The organism is Pseudomonas sp. NFACC37-1, from assembly GCF_900101575.1.
In the GTDB taxonomy this organism is placed as follows: domain Bacteria; phylum Pseudomonadota; class Gammaproteobacteria; order Pseudomonadales; family Pseudomonadaceae; genus Aquipseudomonas; species Aquipseudomonas fluorescens_AA.
This window is the reverse complement of record NZ_FMUZ01000036.1, coordinates 42,461-56,855: the sequence shown is the minus strand read 5'-3', so window position 1 is coordinate 56,855 and position 14,395 is coordinate 42,461. Positions and strand designations below refer to the sequence as shown.

Sequence of the window (14,395 nt, the reverse complement as noted above, 5' to 3'; positions counted from 1 at the left end):
CAGGTCCGCCGGCGCCAGGTTCAGGGTGATGCGCCGCGCCGGAAAATTCAGCCCCGAGTTGATGATCGCGCTGCGCACCCGATCCTTGCTTTCCTTCACCGCCGCCTCCGGCAGGCCAACCATCGTCAGCGAGGGCAAGCCATTGGCCAGGTGGACTTCAACGGTAACGGCAGGAGCCTCGACCCCCACTTGGGCGCGGCTGTGGACAATGGCGAGCGACATGAATCGTTCCTTGAGTGAATGGGGGTGCCGCGTCCTGCGACTTTTGAAGGGTAGTCGTGGGGGGGAACTTGGGCGCAGCAATCGAGGGGAGAAAATTTGGCAGGATGTTTCGACGGCCAGTGACTGCCGAGTCGCCAAGCGCGATTCAGCGGATGCCACCCTTCACCCGCCCAGGCGAAATGCCCGGGACCGGCCTAGACTGCGATTTGTCCAGTTGGCACTTGGCGGTATCAACGGCACAGGGAGGAAGTGGCCATGAACGATCTGCTGGCTCTGTTAACCGACAAGCGCTTCATGCCCCATGGGCACTGCTACATGTGGCGGCCGGATCTGCTGTGGACCAACGTCATTGCCGATGGTTTGATCACCCTGTCCTACGTCACCATTCCTTTCACGCTCCTGTACTTTATCCACAAGCGCAAGGACGTGCCGTTCGACTGGATGCTGGCGGCCTTTGGCGTATTTATCCTGGCCTGCGGGACCAGCCACGTGATGGAAATCCTGACCATTTGGCAGCCTTATTACTGGTTGTCGGCGCTGGTCAAGGTGATCACCGCGATAGCTTCGATGATTACCGCCATCCTGCTGGTCCGGCTGGTGCCGGTGGCCCTGAAGATCCCCAGCCCGCGGCAATTGGCCAAGGTCAACGAAGAGTTGCGCGAGGCGCAGGCCGAACTGGTGACCACCGCGCGCCGGGCCGGCATGGCGGAGATCGCCACCAATGTGCTGCATAACGTGGGCAATGTGCTCAATAGCGTCAACGTGTCCGCCCAGGTTCTCTACGAGAAGGTGCACACCTCCAAGGGCCCCGGGGTGGCCAAGGTCGTCCAGTTGATGAAGGAGCATCCCGACGATCTCGGCGACTTCATCAGCAGCGATCCGAAAGGGCGCACACTACCGGACTATCTCGACAAGCTGGCCGACGCGCTGGCCGTCGAGCAGCAGGGCATGATCGCCGAGTTGGCGCAGTTGACCCGCCGCATCGACCACATCAAGGAAATCGTCGCCACCCAGCAATCCTATGCCGGCAATGCCAGCGTCCTGGAGCCGGGTTCGTTGCGAGAGCTGGTCGAGGATGTCGTGCGCATTTGCGATGTGTCCCTGGCCCGCCACCACATCACGCTGATCAAGGAGTTCAGCGATATACCGCAAATGCCACTGGACAAGCACCGGGTGCTGCAGATTCTGGTCAATCTGATCAACAACGCCAAGCAGGCGCTGGACGCCGGTGTGAACCGGCCGCCGCAGATCATCCTGCGCCTGAAGGTCGTTGACGATGGGCGCGTGCGGGTCGAGGTCCAGGACAATGGCGAGGGGATTGCGCAGGACAATCTCGCGCGGGTGTTCGAGCACGGCTTCACCACGCGTGTCGGCGGTCACGGCTTTGGTTTGCACAGCTGCATTCTGGCGGCGCACGAGATGGGCGGCGATCTGACGGCGCAGAGCGCGGGGCCGGGCAAGGGCGCGCTCTTTATCCTGGAGCTGCCGCTGGCGCTTGTCCAAGGCGCACCGCAGCGGGCCGTGAGCGGTTGAGTCGCCAGTGGGTAGCTTATTCCTGGGCCGGAGCCAGTCGCGCTTCCAGCTCCGCGACCTTGGCCTCCAGGCTTTCGAGCCGCGCTCGGGTCCGGGCCAGCACGACCATCTGGCTGTCGAATTCTTCCCGGCTGACCAGGTCCAGCTTGCTGAAGCCGCTTTGCAGCAGGGCCTTGAACTGGCTTTCGATTTCGCTTTTGGGCAGCGGCGTGTCGCCACTCAAGATACGGGAGGCGTGGCCGCTCAGGGCGTCGAGGAGGTCTTTGGGCGCAAGCATGTGCAGGTGTCCTGGAAACAATGGCGGGCAGTGTACCACGCAGTGTCTATAGTCAATTCGCAAGCCAGGGATGCACGCTTTTCGCGCATGGGGCCGGGCGCCGCTGCACTGTTGTTGTGCGTATCGCTGCGGTTAGTGGTGCGGTGCACGTCGAACCGGTGGCCAAGGGGCTGAAATCAGAGGGTTTGGGCACAGATGGCAAGGTTTCTGCTTAGAGGCTGATGACCCATGCACTGATGCAGTCGCTGTGACGAATGCAGTGCAGCAGGCGGAACGGGGAGTTTCGTCAGGATCGGTTAACTGGCACCTGTCGGGCAACTTGGGCCGACGACGCGTTACAAAGCCAGGCACTGCGCTTAGACTTGAGTCGGGTTTGTTTTCCTGGGGCAAGTCCACCAATTCGGGAGAAAGTTTCATGAAGCTAGTCACTGCCATCATCAAGCCGTTCAAGTTGGACGACGTGCGCGAGTCGTTGTCCGAGATCGGCGTGCAGGGCATTACCGTTACTGAGGTCAAAGGCTTCGGTCGGCAGAAGGGTCACACCGAGCTGTATCGCGGCGCGGAATATGTGGTCGATTTCCTGCCCAAGGTGAAGATCGATGTCGCCATTGACGACAAGGATCTGGACCGGGTGATCGAGGCAATCACCAAGGCCGCCAACACCGGCAAGATCGGTGACGGGAAGATCTTTGTGGTCAATCTGGAACAGGCTATCCGCATCCGTACCGGCGAAACCGATACCGACGCTATCTAAGCCGCCAAACCCAACGCCCCAGGAGAAAACAATATGACTCTGCGTAAATTCGCAGGGCTAGGAGCCCTGTTGTCCTTCGCAATGCCTGGCCTGGCCATGGCAGAAGAAGCGGCAGCCCCTGTCCTGAACTCCGGCGACACCGCCTGGATGCTCACGGCCACGATTCTTGTACTGTTCATGACCATCCCCGGATTGGCGCTGTTCTACGGCGGCATGGTCCGTTCGAAGAACATTCTTTCCGTGATGATGCAGTGCTTTGCCATTACCGGTCTGATCAGCATCCTGTGGGTCATCTATGGCTACAGCATCGCGTTCGACACCACCGGCATGGAGCAGGGCGTCGTCAACTTCAACTCCTTCATTGGCGGGTTCGGCAAAGCGTTCCTGGCGGGTGTCACGCCAGCCAGCCTGACCGGCCCGGCGGCGCTGTTCCCTGAAGCGGTGTTCATCACCTTCCAGATGACGTTCGCCATCATTACCCCGGCCCTGATCGTCGGTGCATTTGCCGAGCGGATGAAGTTCTCGGCCATGCTGATCTTCATGGGCGTGTGGTTCACCCTGGTGTATGCACCGATTGCGCACATGGTCTGGTCCGGCAATGGCGGCCTGATGTGGGACTGGGGCGTGCTGGACTTCGCTGGCGGCACCGTGGTGCACATCAACGCCGGTATCGCCGGTCTGGTGGCGTGCCTGGTATTGGGCAAGCGCAAAGGCTTCCCGACTACGCCAATGGCACCGCATAACCTGGGTTACACCCTGATGGGCGCGGCCATGCTGTGGGTCGGCTGGTTCGGCTTCAACGCCGGTTCCGCTGTCGCCGCCAACGGCACTGCCGGCATGGCGATGCTGGTGACCCAGATCGCTACCGCTGCGGCGGCGCTGGGCTGGATGTTTGCCGAGTGGATCACCCACGGCAAGCCAAGCGCGCTGGGCATTGCCTCGGGCGTGGTGGCCGGCCTGGTTGCAATCACCCCGGCTGCTGGCACCGTGGGCCCGATGGGCGCCCTGGTCATCGGCCTGGCGGCGGGTGTGGTGTGCTTCTTCTGCGCCACTACCCTCAAGCGCAAGCTCGGTTATGACGACTCCCTGGATGCCTTCGGCGTGCATGGCATCGGCGGTATTCTCGGCGCGATCCTGACCGGTGTATTCGCTGCACCGGCCTTGGGTGGCTTCGGTACCGTGACCGATATCGGCGCGCAAGTGTGGATTCAATTCAAGGGTGTGGGTTTCACGGTGGTCTACACCGCGATCGTCACCTTCATCATCCTCAAGGTCCTGGACGCCGTCATGGGTCTGCGTGTCACCGAGGAAGAAGAAGCTGTGGGCCTGGATCTGGCCCAGCACAACGAGCGTGGCTACAACCTGTAAGCACACGCCATAAAAAATGCCCGGTTCGCCGGGCATTTTTTTGTCTGGAATTTGTCATTGCTCACAAGGTGCGACGGTTTTTCCGATGCCTTTTGTTGTGGATGCGACATGGGTTTTTATACCGCCAAAGGCTTACATCGAAGCAAGAATATTAGGGCCTTTGTTTTTTCCCTGAGCGCGCTAGAATGCGCGCCGAACGTGCGGAGATCTGTATGTGGCAACAGACGCTGATAACCCTGCGGGCAAGACCCCGGGGCTTTCATCTGGTGACGGACGAGTTGCTCGCCGGCCTGCCTGAACTCCAGGCGTGTCGTGTCGGTCTGTTGCATCTGTGGCTGCAGCATACCTCGGCCTCGTTGACCATCAACGAGAACGCCGATCCGGCGGTACGTCGGGACTTCGAACGTTTTTTCAATCGGCTGATCCCACAAGGAACCGCCGGCTATGAGCACAACGACGAAGGCCTGGACGACCTCCCGGCGCACTTCAAGGCCAGTGTGCTCGGTTGCCAGCTCAGCCTGCCGGTTACGGCGGGACGGCTGGCATTGGGAACCTGGCAAGGTGTTTATCTGGGCGAGCACCGTGATCACGGCGGTGCTCGTAAAGTCCTTGCCACCTTGTACGGTGAAGGGGCATAACCGCTGATTGCCAGCGGATGTTGAATTTTTTCCGGCAGCCTTCGAACAGATGGCGAAGCTGGGCTATAACTAATCTGCTTTTCGCAAGTCATGAGGTAGAACATGAGCGACGATGATCTGGAAAACGACGACCTCGAAGTAGGCGACGAAGACGAGACCGAAGAAGGCCTTGAAGTGGCGGCTGAAGACGTTGCCGAAGACGATGGCGCCGACGTTCCGGCACCTACCGCCAAGGGCAAGGCCAAGGCCGCGGTGTCGGTCGACGAGTTGCCGAGCGTAGAGGCCAAGAACAAGGAGCGTGATGCGCTCGCCAAGGCCATGGAGGAATTCCTGGCCAGGGGCGGTAAGGTGCAGGAAGTGGAAGCCAACGTGGTCGCTGATCCGCCCAAGAAGCCTGACAACAAGTACGGCAGCCGCCCTATCTGAGTATCGGCTTCTTGCTTGCTGAAAAAGCCCGCCGTCGCTGCGGGCTTTTTCATGGGCGCGATTCTATTCCGGGCCAAGGGCAGTCCCTGTGGGAGCGAGCTTGCTCGCGATAGCGGTGGGTCTGTTGGCATTGATGTTATGTGCCGCCATCATCGCGAGCAAGCTCGCTCCCACAAAGGGCTTTGGCGGCTGTGAAGCAGGGTTCAGGGTTGGCTATGCCACCCAGCCAGTAACCCCGGCAGTTCGGTCAGGCTTCGAATTTCCGCGTCCGGTACATGGTCGGCATCCCAGGCCTTGCCCGCCGGGTTGAACCACACCGCGCGCAGGCCGGCCTGTTGGGCGCCGGCGATGTCGTCGCCCGGGTGATCGCCAACGTGCACAGCGGTCTGTGCCGTGGCGCCGCCGCGCTGCAGGGCTTCGTGGAACAACCGGGCGTCAGGCTTGGCGATGCCGATGTCTTCGGCGCACAAGGCGAACTTGAAGTAGTCCGCCAGCCCCAGGCGTCGCACGTCGGCGTTGCCGTTGGTCACCACGCCGAGGGAGAAATGATTGGCCAGGATTTCCAGGGTGGGCTGCACCTCGGGGAAAATCTCCAACTGATGACGGGCGTGCAGGAACGTCTCGAAGGCCTGGTCCGCCAGTTCAGAGGCGTGCCACTGGTCGTAGCCGGCTTCCTGCAAGGCACGGAACAGCACCCGCCGACGCAGCGCACTGATGCGATGCTTGAGGTTGGGTTCTTCGCGCAACACTTGCTCACGAATGGAAAAAAGATGCTCCACCGGCAGCCCGCCCAGGTTCGGTGCGTTGTCGGTCAGCCATTGGCGGAGTATGGCTTCGGCGCTGGCGATCACCGGGGCGGTGTCCCACAGGGTGTCGTCCAAGTCGAAAGTGATGAGTTCGATGGTCATGATTCTTCGCCTTTGATGCGTTTGGCCCTGGGGTGGGCACTGTCATAGACCGTCGCCAGGTGCTGGAAGTCCAGGTGGGTGTAGATCTGGGTCGTCTTGATGTCCGAGTGGCCCAGCAGCTCTTGAACGGCGCGCAGGTCCTGGGAGGACTCCAGCAAATGGCTGGCGAAGGAGTGCCTGAGCATGTGCGGGTGCAGGTTCTGCCCCAACTCGCGTTCGCCAGCGGCCTTGACCCGCAACTGAATCGCCCGCGGGCCGAGGCGTCGACCGCGTTGGCTGACGAATACCGCGTCGTCGGCGGGGTTGGCCAGGGCCCGCAAGGGTAGCCACAGTTCCAGGGCTTCACGGGCCTTGCGGCCGACGGGCAGCAGGCGGGTCTTGCTGCCCTTGCCAAGCACCTGGACCATGCCGTCGGCCAGGTCCAGTTGATCCAGGTTAAGCCCCGTCAGCTCTGAAAGCCGCAGGCCGGAAGAATAGAACAGCTCGAGAATCGCCTGGTCGCGCCGGGCCAGGAAGTCATCTTCGACGGCGCCTTCAAGCAATTGCAGGGCGCGGTCGGTATCGAGGCTCTTCGGCAGCCGGCGTTCGCCCTTGGGCGGTGCCAGGCCGGTGGCCGGATCGTGATCGCACAGGCCTTCGCGATTGAGGTAGTGATACAGGCCACGCACCGCCGACAACAGTCGCGCCAGGCTGCGGGAGGACTGTCCCTGTTGATGCAGGCGGGCGATCAGGCTGCGCAAGCGCTGGATGTCCAGGGCCGACCAACTGCCGATGTTCTGCTTCTGGCACCAGCCCAGTACTTTTTCCAGGTCGCGGCGATAGGCCAACAACGTATGGGGCGACACCTGGCGCTCACTGCGCAGGTGTTCGCAGTAGGCGTCCAGTTGCCGCTCCATCATCAGCGTACCGAGCGCAGCGAGCCGGCGACTCTTGGCAGCACCCGGCCGGTGACTTCGGCGATGTAGCTCAAGAACAGCGTGCCCACCGAACTCTTGTAGTGCTGCGGATCGCGGCTGGCGATGGCCAGCACGCCGTGCACACCCTGGTGGGCGATGGCGACGACGGCGGTAGAGCCGATCTGCTTGCGCTGTTCTTCGCCGAACAGAAAGTCCAACTCATGTTCGCGCAGGCTGCCGCTGACGCTTTTGTTTTCCGTGAGCAGCCCGCCGATGGCCGTCTGCGCTTCGGCGTGGGTCACCCAGCGGCCCACCGGCATGGCGTTGTCGCCAAACAGAATCAGGCTGACAAAGGGCACCTGGAAATCCTGGCGCAGGCTGTCTTCGACGCTCATGACCAGATCTTCGAGGGTGCTGGCGTCCATCAGGGCCAGGATCAGCCGACGGGTCTTGTCGAAGAGCCGGTCGTTGTCCCGGGCCACGTCCATCAGGTGCGAAAGACGATGGCGCATTTCGATGTTGCGCTCGCGCAGGATTTTCATCTGGTGCTCCACCAGCGACACGGTGTCGCCGCGCCGGTGGGGGATGCGCATCGTCGCAAGCAGTTCTTCATGCTCGACGAAGAAGTCCGGATGAGCCTCCAGGTAGGCGGCCACGGCCGCGACGTCTGGAAGGCTGGGGGATTCGTCGGGCTGTGGGGCTGGAACCTGCGGCTGATCGGTCATGGGTTTGGCTCACTCAAAGACGAACTTGTCCTTCGTATACGCGCACTGCCGGGCCGGTCATCATCACCGGTTGGCCAGGGCCTGCCCATTCGATGGACAGGCGCCCGCCGGGCAGGTCGATCAACAATGGCGAATCCATCCACCCCTGGCTGATCGCAGCGACGGCAGCGGCACAGGCGCCGGTACCGCAGGCCTGGGTTTCCCCGGCACCGCGCTCCCAGACGCGCAATTGTGCGCGGTGACGGTCGATGACTTGCAGGAAACCGACATTCACCCGCGCGGGGAAGCGCGGATGGTGTTCGATTTTCGGCCCCAGCTCATGCACCGGGGCGCTGTTGATATCGGCCACTCGCAGCACGGCATGGGGGTTGCCCATGGAGACTGCCGCCAGTTCCACCGTGTTGCCATCGACTTCCAATGGATAGCTCAGGGCCTGGGCCGGCGCTTCGAATGGAATGTCCGCCGGTACCAGGCGCGGAGCACCCATGTTGACGCCGATCTGGCCGTCGCTGCGCACATCCAGTTCGATGATGCCGCTCTTGGTCTCGACGCGGATCTGCCGCTTGGCGGTCAGGCGCTTGTCCAGCACGAAGCGGGCGAAGCAGCGCGCGCCGTTGCCGCATTGCTCCACTTCCGAACCGTCGGCGTTGAAGATCCGATAACGGAAATCCACGTCCGGGTTGTTGGGCGCCTCGACGATCAGCAACTGGTCGAAACCGATACCGGTGTGCCGGTCTCCCCATTGCTTGGCATGCTTGGGCAGGATATGCGCGTGCTGGCTGACCAGGTCGAGGACCATGAAGTCATTGCCCAGGCCGTGCATCTTGGTAAAACGCAGCAGCATGGTTTTACTCCGGCAGCAGGCTTTCGCCGGCAAACAACTCGGCTACCGTCTCGCGGCGACGCACTTCGAATGCCTGATCACCGTCCACCAGCACCTCGGCGCAACGGCCGCGGGTGTTGTAGTTGGAACTCATGACAAACCCGTAGGCACCGGCCGAATGCACGGCCAGCAAGTCGCCTTCTTCCAGCGCCAGCTCCCGACCCTTGGCCAGGAAGTCACCGGTTTCGCAGATCGGCCCGACGATGTCGTAGGGGCGGGCCGCGGTGTCGCGAGGGCGCACGGCGGTGACGTCCATCCACGCCTGGTACAGCGCCGGGCGGATCAGGTCGTTCATCGCCGCATCGACGATGGCGAAATCCTTGTGCTCGGTGTGCTTGAGGTATTCGACCTGGGTCAGCAGCACGCCGGCATTGGCCACGATATAGCGACCGGGCTCGAACATCAGCGCCAGGTCGCGCCCTTCGAGACGCTCGCGCACCGTCTTGATGTAGTCGGCCACCAGGGGGGGCTCTTCATCGCGATAGCGCACGCCGACACCGCCACCCAGGTCGATGTGGCGCAGGTAGATGCCGCAGTCGCCGAGGCGGTCGACCAGCGCCAGCAGGCGGTCGAGGGCATCGATGAACGGTTCGAGGGTGGTCAGTTGCGAGCCGATGTGGCAATCGACACCCAGCACTTCCAGGTTTGGCAGTTGGGCGGCGCGTACGTACACGTCCTCGGCGTCGGCAATGGCGATGCCGAACTTGTTTTCCTTGAGGCCGGTGGAAATGTACGGGTGGGTGCCCGCGTCGACGTCCGGGTTCACGCGCAGGGAGACCGGTGCGCGCACGCCCAGCTCGGCGGCGACGACCTGCAGGCGCTCCAGCTCATCGGTGGATTCGATGTTGAAGCAGTGCACGCCGACTTCCAGGGCGCGGCGCATGTCTTCGCGGGTCTTGCCAACGCCGGAGAACACAATCTTGTCGGCGCTGCCGCCCGCGGCCAGCACACGCTCGAGCTCGCCACCGGAGACGATGTCGAAACCGGCACCCAGGCGCGCCAGGACATTGAGCACACCCAGGTTGGAGTTGGCCTTGACGGCGAAACACACCAGGTGCGGCATGCCGTCGAGAGCATCGGCGAACGTCCGATACTGGGCTTCGATGTGGGCACGGGAATAGACATAGGTCGGCGTGCCGAAACGTTCGGCGATCGCGGACAGGGCAACTCCTTCCGCGAACAGCTCCCCGCCACGGTAGTTAAAAGCGTCCATGGCGTTCCCTTAGTAAGTGGTGTGGGTGTCGTGCGAGTGTGTCTTGGATTGCGACGACTTGGCCTGTTCTTCAGGGGACTTGCTGTCATCAGGCAGGTACAGCGGACCTTTTTGACCACAGGCTGTCACGAGGCAGGCAACCGCGACGAGCGCAGCAAGGGAAGAGATCAGGCGCTTCATGGCGAAATCCTTGAAAATGCATTAATTGCGCCGGAGTATACCGGCCACCCGTCAGCTTGCCTATGCAACGGGGCGCCCGTCCGGCGGCACTGTTGTCGTTGATCGGTATATCCTTTGCAATCGCCGGGCGGCGTCCGTATCTTGCGGCGCTTGAGCATGAGCAGACATTTTCGAGGTTGCCGCAAATGAGTTTGAGTGAAGCCCGTTTCCACGATCTGGTCGATGCGACCCAGCAAACGCTGGAAGATGTGTTCGATGACAGTGGCCTGGACATCGACCTGGAAATCTCCGCCGGTGTACTCACCGTCAAGTTCGAAAACGGCAGCCAACTGATCTTCAGTCGCCAGGAGCCGTTGCGGCAGCTGTGGCTGGCGGCGGTCTCCGGCGGCTTTCATTTCGACTACGACGAGGAAAGCGAGCGCTGGATGTGTGACAAGAGCGAAGAGCAACTGGGTGAGATGCTCGAGCGCATCGTCAAGCAGCAGGCGGGTGTGGAACTCGAGTTCGAAGGCCTGTGACGGCGTGAGCCAGATCGCCCCGCCACGGCCCCCCAAGCCGCTCTACAGCAACGTCAGCCCCGCCGTGCCGTCGCCGTGCACCAGCGTGTGCAAGCTGGATGAAAAGAAGGTCTGCCTCGGCTGTTTCCGCCATGTGGAAGATATCCGCGAATGGCGCTCGGCCGATGATGAGCGCCGGCGGGTCATCTGTGCAGAGGCGGCTAAGCGCAAATCCCTGAGGTGATTTGTGGTGAGGGGATTTATCCCCGATGGGCTGCGAAGCAGCCCCCAATAGAAGCTGTGCACGATCAGCCTGATGCACCAAGGTGAGGGTTTAGGGCCGCTTCGCAGCCCAGCGGGGATAAATCCCCTCGCCACAGTCATTCTGCCTCCCATGACGATGAGTAGACCCCGCCCGTCTTGTTTATTTATTGAGCTGTGATAGTGTCCGGTTACGCCTCAATCCATCGAGGCCCGTGAAAACCCCGCCTTTTTGTGGCGGGGTTTTGCTTTTTTTGTGCAGAAGAAAGGAGTCTGCCTGGATCATGACCGCACCTTCCATCACCCTTACCCGCCTGGACGTACAGCGTCTGGAACGCCTGATCGACAGTCTTGATGAAACGCTGCCAGGCGTGATTGCGTTGCAAACCGAACTGGATCGCGCCGAGAACGTGGTGGGCCACGAAGAAGTGCCTGCCGATGTCGTGACCATGAACTCGCGTGTGCACTGCCGCGAAGAAAGCAGCGGCAAGGACTATCACCTGACGTTGGTATATCCACAGGACGCCAATGCCGACGAAGGCCGGATCTCTATCCTGGCGCCGGTGGGCAGTGCCTTGCTGGGCCTGAAGGTCGGCCAGCACATCGACTGGCCGGCCCCCGGCGGCAAGACGTTGAAGCTGACCTTGCTGGACGTCGAATACCAGCCCGAAGCGGGCGGCGATTTCCACCTCTGAGTGCCCGGGTGCTTCAGACCAGGGCCAGCGCCTCGTTCAGGGCGCGTTCCAGGTCGGCCTTGTAGCGCAGGTACAAATTGCTTGAGCAGGTCCCGTCGCCCACCAGCCCCGAGAGGTCCAGGTCGGTGATGTAGCAACGATAGCGCTGGGCTTCGCGGCGCTGTTCGACGATCTCCCTGGCGACCACGCGGAACAGTTGGTCGCCATGTTCCAGTTCGGAAAACTCCTGCTGATCGCAGTACAGGGTGACGTGTACCTGCCCGTGCGCCGCCTTGCCGATGATCGCCTGCACGTCATAGAACGGCTTGTCGATCGGTGTCTGTGGGGCTTGCCGCGCTTCGATCCGGCGCGCCCGGCCACCTGAAGGCAGCAACTGGTAGTACAGGGTTTCCAGGGTCAGCGGCTGGGTGGCGTCCAGCGGCAGCAGGGCGTCGCGGCGGTACAGCACCGATTGCAGAAAGCGCTGCAGCGGCACCAGCAGGCTTTGTTCGTCGTGATAGGGCAGGTGTTGTTGCCACAGCGTGTTGAATTCATCGAGCACATACAGATCGGCTTCGTCCTCGTTGGTCCGGTAGAACACCTGGATACACTCGGGCTGGCCCATGGGCAGGATCAGCGCCAGGTCGTGGTCTTCCAGGGCCATCGGGTCCAGGTGCAAGGGGCTGTAGGCCGTCAGTTCCTCGCCCAGGTAATCCATCAGCGCCGACAAACTGCCCAGGGCCACGTGATTGACATGACCGGGCACCAGTTCCAGCACGTGGTAATGCTGCTGGACCTGAAGCAGGTAGCGGTGATTGAGCCTGCTCAACAGCAGGGTCTGCGCCGTTTCGATCACTTCCTCGACCCGTCGCGCAATGAATTGGGCGCGGTTGTGGCAGAAGCAGCGCACCTGCAAGCGCGGTTGGTGCAGGGTGACGGGCAGGTCGTTGAGGTAGTCGCGCAGGCAGTCGAGCAGGGCGTGTTCGCCGTCGAAACGGTTGACCAGCACTTCATTCCAACTGTTGAGGGTAACCTGGTCGAGGGTCAGCACCAGGTTTTCCCGGACCCCGGCATAGCTCAGGGAGTCGGTACGCTCGGTGGTCATCAGGATATTCAGGTCGCGATGGTGCTTGAGCGGGTCGACGCCGACATTCACCAGGATCAGCACTTCGCTGGGCACGCTGGCGCGCAGCAACTGCGCTTCATCCACCGTGACCAGGGGCAGGGCGATGGACTGTTGCAGGCTGCCCAGCAGGTTGAACAGTTCGAACTCGCTCAGGTCACTGTCACCTGGGTGCAGCGCCAGGCGCGTGCTGCTGTCGATCACGCCGTTGCGATGGCACCAGGTCAACAGCTCCAGCAATTCGCGGCAACGTTTGATCGGCGCGAAGTTCTCCCACTCCAGGGCGTTGAGGCTACCGTTGTACAGGCCCCACTGGCTCTGTCCCGGTTCCTTCTTGTTGGGTGACTGGACCAACGTCAGGGTGTCTTCGGCCAAGTCCGGCGCGATACCGGGGTTGATGAACTCGACTTTGTCGGCCTTGCGCTCGAAGGCGGCATACAAGCGCCGGCCAAGCACGTTGAGATCGCGCTTGTTGATCAGGCTGACGGTTTTCTCGGTGCGGGCGAACTGGGTCAGGAAGCGGTAGCTGTGGGTGAGTTCGTTGACCAGTGCGCGCCGCTCGTGGCTGACCTGGCGGACTTTCCACTGGCTGCGGCTGTCCAGCAATGCCAGTTGACGCTGGTCCCAGCCCCATTCCCGGGCCAGTCGCTCAAGCAGTACCCGTTGCCAGCCACTGCTGCGCGCCTGGCCGGTGAGCTTGCGGTTGACCTTCAGGTACAGTGCGCGACGGATCAACTCCAGGCGTTCAGGTTCGCCACGGGCATTGAGGTATTCCTCGATGCGGCGGTAAACCAGCATGTACGGGTCCAGCTCTTCCAAGTCCAGGCGATTGGCGAACACGGCCTGTTTGAAGCGCAGGCTCAGGCAGCGCACGTTCGGGTGTTCGCTGGCGTAGACCTCGGTCAGCAGCAGCTTGAGCACGGACTTGTAGGGCGATTCGATACCCTTGAACAACTGCCAGAGCCCGGCGCCGACGAATTCCCCCGGCGGAATGTAGGCCAGGTGTCCCAGGTCCAGGGTTTCATCGGCCCGAATGAAACGCTTGGACATCAGCGTATGGGTGTACTGCTCGTAGTTCTCTTCCTCGTAGACCGGCACCAGCCACCAGATCGGTGTGCGCCCGGCCAGCCAGATCGCGGTGCGGTAGAACTCGTCCAGCAGCAGGTAATGCTGGGTGGTGCCGCAATCGTCGGAACTGAGCTGGTTGTCCCGCTCGCCCCGCACGAAACGCGCCGGGTCGATCAGGAAAAAGTGGGCTTCGGCACCCTGGGTCGCGGCCCAGATTTCCAATAGCTGGCATTTCTTGCGCAGCTCGGCCAGTTCATCGTCGTTCAGGTCGGGGCCGTGGCAGACCCACACGTCCATGTCGCTCTGGTCGGCCTGGGCCAGGGTGCCGAGGCTGCCCATCAGGAACAGACCCAGGATCGGCCGTGGCGGGTTGCTGCCATGGCGCGGCTTGTAGGAAAACGAACGGGTCAGCCGCTGGGCTTCGGCAAGGACGTTGGCGTCGGGCTCGTAGTTCGACAGCCCGGCGGGCGTGCTGCCGGAGACGTAGCCGGGCAGCAGCGGATGGTTGACGTGGAAAAACAGCGGCAGCAATGTCAGTACGCCTTGTTGGCGCGGCGACAGGCCTTCCAGGGCGCGCTCCATCCGCACGCTGTTGAGCTTGAGAAAACGTGCGCGCAACTGGCTCAGGACCTTGCGGTCGATTCCCTCGTCCAGATCGGGGCGGATTTCATGGTTGCGGGTCATGTCAGCTCAAACCGGTTCGCGGCGTCGAACGTGGGAAATCACAGGTAGTGGCAGTTTAGCGCCCG

The 14,395-nt window shown here is 62.0% G+C and carries 17 protein-coding genes; 8 read left to right on the top strand and 9 right to left on the bottom strand.

Translation table 11 applies throughout. The features are described from left to right. The coding region (locus BLP82_RS25700; protein WP_305883182.1) for a magnesium chelatase domain-containing protein at nt 1-222 on the bottom strand (222 nt) is incomplete at its 3' end. A gap of 255 nt (nt 223-477) precedes the next feature. Here BLP82_RS25700 and BLP82_RS25695 point away from each other — a divergent pair. Further along, on the top strand, nt 478-1,755 hold the full coding sequence (locus BLP82_RS25695) for a sensor histidine kinase (protein WP_092174864.1): 1,278 nt from the start codon (nt 478-480) through the stop codon (nt 1,753-1,755). A 16-nt stretch (nt 1,756-1,771) separates the two neighbouring features. Here BLP82_RS25695 and BLP82_RS25690 read toward each other — a convergent pair whose 3' ends face one another. Continuing rightward, on the bottom strand, nt 1,772-2,032 hold the full coding sequence (locus BLP82_RS25690) for an accessory factor UbiK family protein (RefSeq protein WP_060740084.1): 261 nt from the start codon (nt 2,030-2,032) through the stop codon (nt 1,772-1,774). A gap of 415 nt (nt 2,033-2,447) precedes the next feature. On the opposite strand from BLP82_RS25690, the gene glnK reads away from it, so the two are divergent. The 4 genes from glnK to sutA all read left to right on the top strand — a co-directional run bounded on the left by glnK (nt 2,448) and on the right by sutA (nt 5,218). Then, nucleotides 2,448-2,786: a P-II family nitrogen regulator gene (gene glnK, locus BLP82_RS25685; RefSeq protein WP_002555808.1), complete on the top strand. Its 339-nt coding sequence runs from the start codon at nt 2,448-2,450 to the stop codon at nt 2,784-2,786. A gap of 33 nt (nt 2,787-2,819) precedes the next feature. Next, nucleotides 2,820-4,154, top strand: coding sequence for an ammonium transporter (locus BLP82_RS25680; RefSeq protein WP_060740085.1), 1,335 nt, complete (start codon nt 2,820-2,822; stop codon nt 4,152-4,154). Nucleotides 4,155-4,366: 212 nt separating this feature from the next. Further along, complete coding sequence (locus BLP82_RS25675; protein WP_003177301.1) at nt 4,367-4,792, top strand: secondary thiamine-phosphate synthase enzyme YjbQ; 426 nt, start codon at nt 4,367-4,369, stop codon at nt 4,790-4,792. 102 nt (nt 4,793-4,894) lie between these two features. Continuing rightward, nucleotides 4,895-5,218, top strand: coding sequence for a transcriptional regulator SutA (sutA, locus tag BLP82_RS25670; protein ID WP_072406034.1), 324 nt, complete (start codon nt 4,895-4,897; stop codon nt 5,216-5,218). A gap of 203 nt (nt 5,219-5,421) precedes the next feature. Here sutA and BLP82_RS25665 read toward each other — a convergent pair whose 3' ends face one another. From BLP82_RS25665 to BLP82_RS25640, 6 genes are read right to left on the bottom strand one after another with little or no spacing between them, the layout of a single operon-like run. After that, a complete protein-coding gene (locus tag BLP82_RS25665) occupies nt 5,422-6,126 on the bottom strand; it encodes an HAD family hydrolase (RefSeq protein WP_092174859.1) in 705 nt (234 codons plus the stop codon). Next, complete coding sequence (gene xerC / locus BLP82_RS25660; RefSeq protein WP_092174869.1) at nt 6,123-7,022, bottom strand: tyrosine recombinase XerC; 900 nt, start codon at nt 7,020-7,022, stop codon at nt 6,123-6,125. The genes BLP82_RS25665 and xerC overlap by 4 nt, the downstream gene beginning before the upstream one ends. 2 nt (nt 7,023-7,024) lie before the next feature. Beyond that, a complete protein-coding gene (locus BLP82_RS25655) occupies nt 7,025-7,747 on the bottom strand; it encodes a DUF484 family protein (protein ID WP_092174855.1) in 723 nt (240 codons plus the stop codon). A 13-nt stretch (nt 7,748-7,760) separates the two neighbouring features. Next, nucleotides 7,761-8,591 carry a diaminopimelate epimerase gene (gene dapF / locus BLP82_RS25650; RefSeq protein ID WP_060740090.1) on the bottom strand — a complete coding sequence of 277 codons (831 nt, stop codon included), beginning with the start codon at nt 8,589-8,591 and terminating at the stop codon, nt 7,761-7,763. Between the two features lie 4 nt (nt 8,592-8,595). After that, entirely contained in the window at nt 8,596-9,843 is a 1,248-nt protein-coding gene (lysA, locus tag BLP82_RS25645) for a diaminopimelate decarboxylase (RefSeq protein WP_092174851.1), read from the bottom strand. Nucleotides 9,844-9,852: 9 nt separating this feature from the next. Next, nucleotides 9,853-10,023, bottom strand: a complete 171-nt coding sequence (locus tag BLP82_RS25640) for an LPS translocon maturation chaperone LptM (protein WP_072406122.1) — start codon at nt 10,021-10,023, stop codon at nt 9,853-9,855. A 185-nt stretch (nt 10,024-10,208) separates the two neighbouring features. Between BLP82_RS25640 and cyaY the strand changes: the two genes are divergently transcribed. The 3 genes from cyaY to rnk all read left to right on the top strand — a co-directional run bounded on the left by cyaY (nt 10,209) and on the right by rnk (nt 11,476). Then, a complete protein-coding gene (gene cyaY, locus BLP82_RS25635; RefSeq protein WP_060740092.1) occupies nt 10,209-10,541 on the top strand; it encodes an iron donor protein CyaY in 333 nt (110 codons plus the stop codon). A 4-nt stretch (nt 10,542-10,545) separates the two neighbouring features. Beyond that, on the top strand, nt 10,546-10,764 hold the full coding sequence (locus BLP82_RS25630; RefSeq protein ID WP_092174847.1) for a DUF1289 domain-containing protein: 219 nt from the start codon (nt 10,546-10,548) through the stop codon (nt 10,762-10,764). A gap of 301 nt (nt 10,765-11,065) precedes the next feature. Next, the gene (gene rnk, locus BLP82_RS25625; protein ID WP_060740094.1) at nt 11,066-11,476 is read left to right on the top strand and encodes a nucleoside diphosphate kinase regulator; all 411 of its coding nucleotides are present in this window, start codon (nt 11,066-11,068) and stop codon (nt 11,474-11,476) included. Between the two features lie 13 nt (nt 11,477-11,489). On the opposite strand, the gene BLP82_RS25620 is transcribed toward rnk, so the two are convergent. Further along, entirely contained in the window at nt 11,490-14,330 is a 2,841-nt protein-coding gene (locus tag BLP82_RS25620; protein ID WP_092174843.1) for a class I adenylate cyclase, read from the bottom strand. Nucleotides 14,331-14,395 lie beyond the last annotated feature (65 nt).

What these genes read in the sequence shown, in the direction of transcription:
- dapF (WP_060740090.1), bottom strand. Translation starts at nt 8,591, where the DNA reads ATGCTGCTGCGTTTTACCAAGATGCACGGCCTGGGCAATGACTTCATG.
- glnK (WP_002555808.1), top strand. Translation starts at nt 2,448, where the DNA reads ATGAAGCTAGTCACTGCCATCATCAAGCCGTTCAAGTTGGACGACGTG.
- BLP82_RS25665 (WP_092174859.1), bottom strand. Translation starts at nt 6,126, where the DNA reads ATGACCATCGAACTCATCACTTTCGACTTGGACGACACCCTGTGGGAC.
- xerC (WP_092174869.1), bottom strand. Translation starts at nt 7,022, where the DNA reads ATGGAGCGGCAACTGGACGCCTACTGCGAACACCTGCGCAGTGAGCGC.
- BLP82_RS25655 (WP_092174855.1), bottom strand. Translation starts at nt 7,747, where the DNA reads ATGACCGATCAGCCGCAGGTTCCAGCCCCACAGCCCGACGAATCCCCC.
- BLP82_RS25620 (WP_092174843.1), bottom strand. Translation starts at nt 14,330, where the DNA reads ATGACCCGCAACCATGAAATCCGCCCCGATCTGGACGAGGGAATCGAC.
- sutA (WP_072406034.1), top strand. Translation starts at nt 4,895, where the DNA reads ATGAGCGACGATGATCTGGAAAACGACGACCTCGAAGTAGGCGACGAA.
- BLP82_RS25640 (WP_072406122.1), bottom strand. Translation starts at nt 10,023, where the DNA reads ATGAAGCGCCTGATCTCTTCCCTTGCTGCGCTCGTCGCGGTTGCCTGC.
- BLP82_RS25675 (WP_003177301.1), top strand. Translation starts at nt 4,367, where the DNA reads ATGTGGCAACAGACGCTGATAACCCTGCGGGCAAGACCCCGGGGCTTT.
- BLP82_RS25690 (WP_060740084.1), bottom strand. Translation starts at nt 2,032, where the DNA reads ATGCTTGCGCCCAAAGACCTCCTCGACGCCCTGAGCGGCCACGCCTCC.
- BLP82_RS25695 (WP_092174864.1), top strand. Translation starts at nt 478, where the DNA reads ATGAACGATCTGCTGGCTCTGTTAACCGACAAGCGCTTCATGCCCCAT.
- cyaY (WP_060740092.1), top strand. Translation starts at nt 10,209, where the DNA reads ATGAGTTTGAGTGAAGCCCGTTTCCACGATCTGGTCGATGCGACCCAG.
- BLP82_RS25680 (WP_060740085.1), top strand. Translation starts at nt 2,820, where the DNA reads ATGACTCTGCGTAAATTCGCAGGGCTAGGAGCCCTGTTGTCCTTCGCA.
- rnk (WP_060740094.1), top strand. Translation starts at nt 11,066, where the DNA reads ATGACCGCACCTTCCATCACCCTTACCCGCCTGGACGTACAGCGTCTG.
- lysA (WP_092174851.1), bottom strand. Translation starts at nt 9,843, where the DNA reads ATGGACGCTTTTAACTACCGTGGCGGGGAGCTGTTCGCGGAAGGAGTT.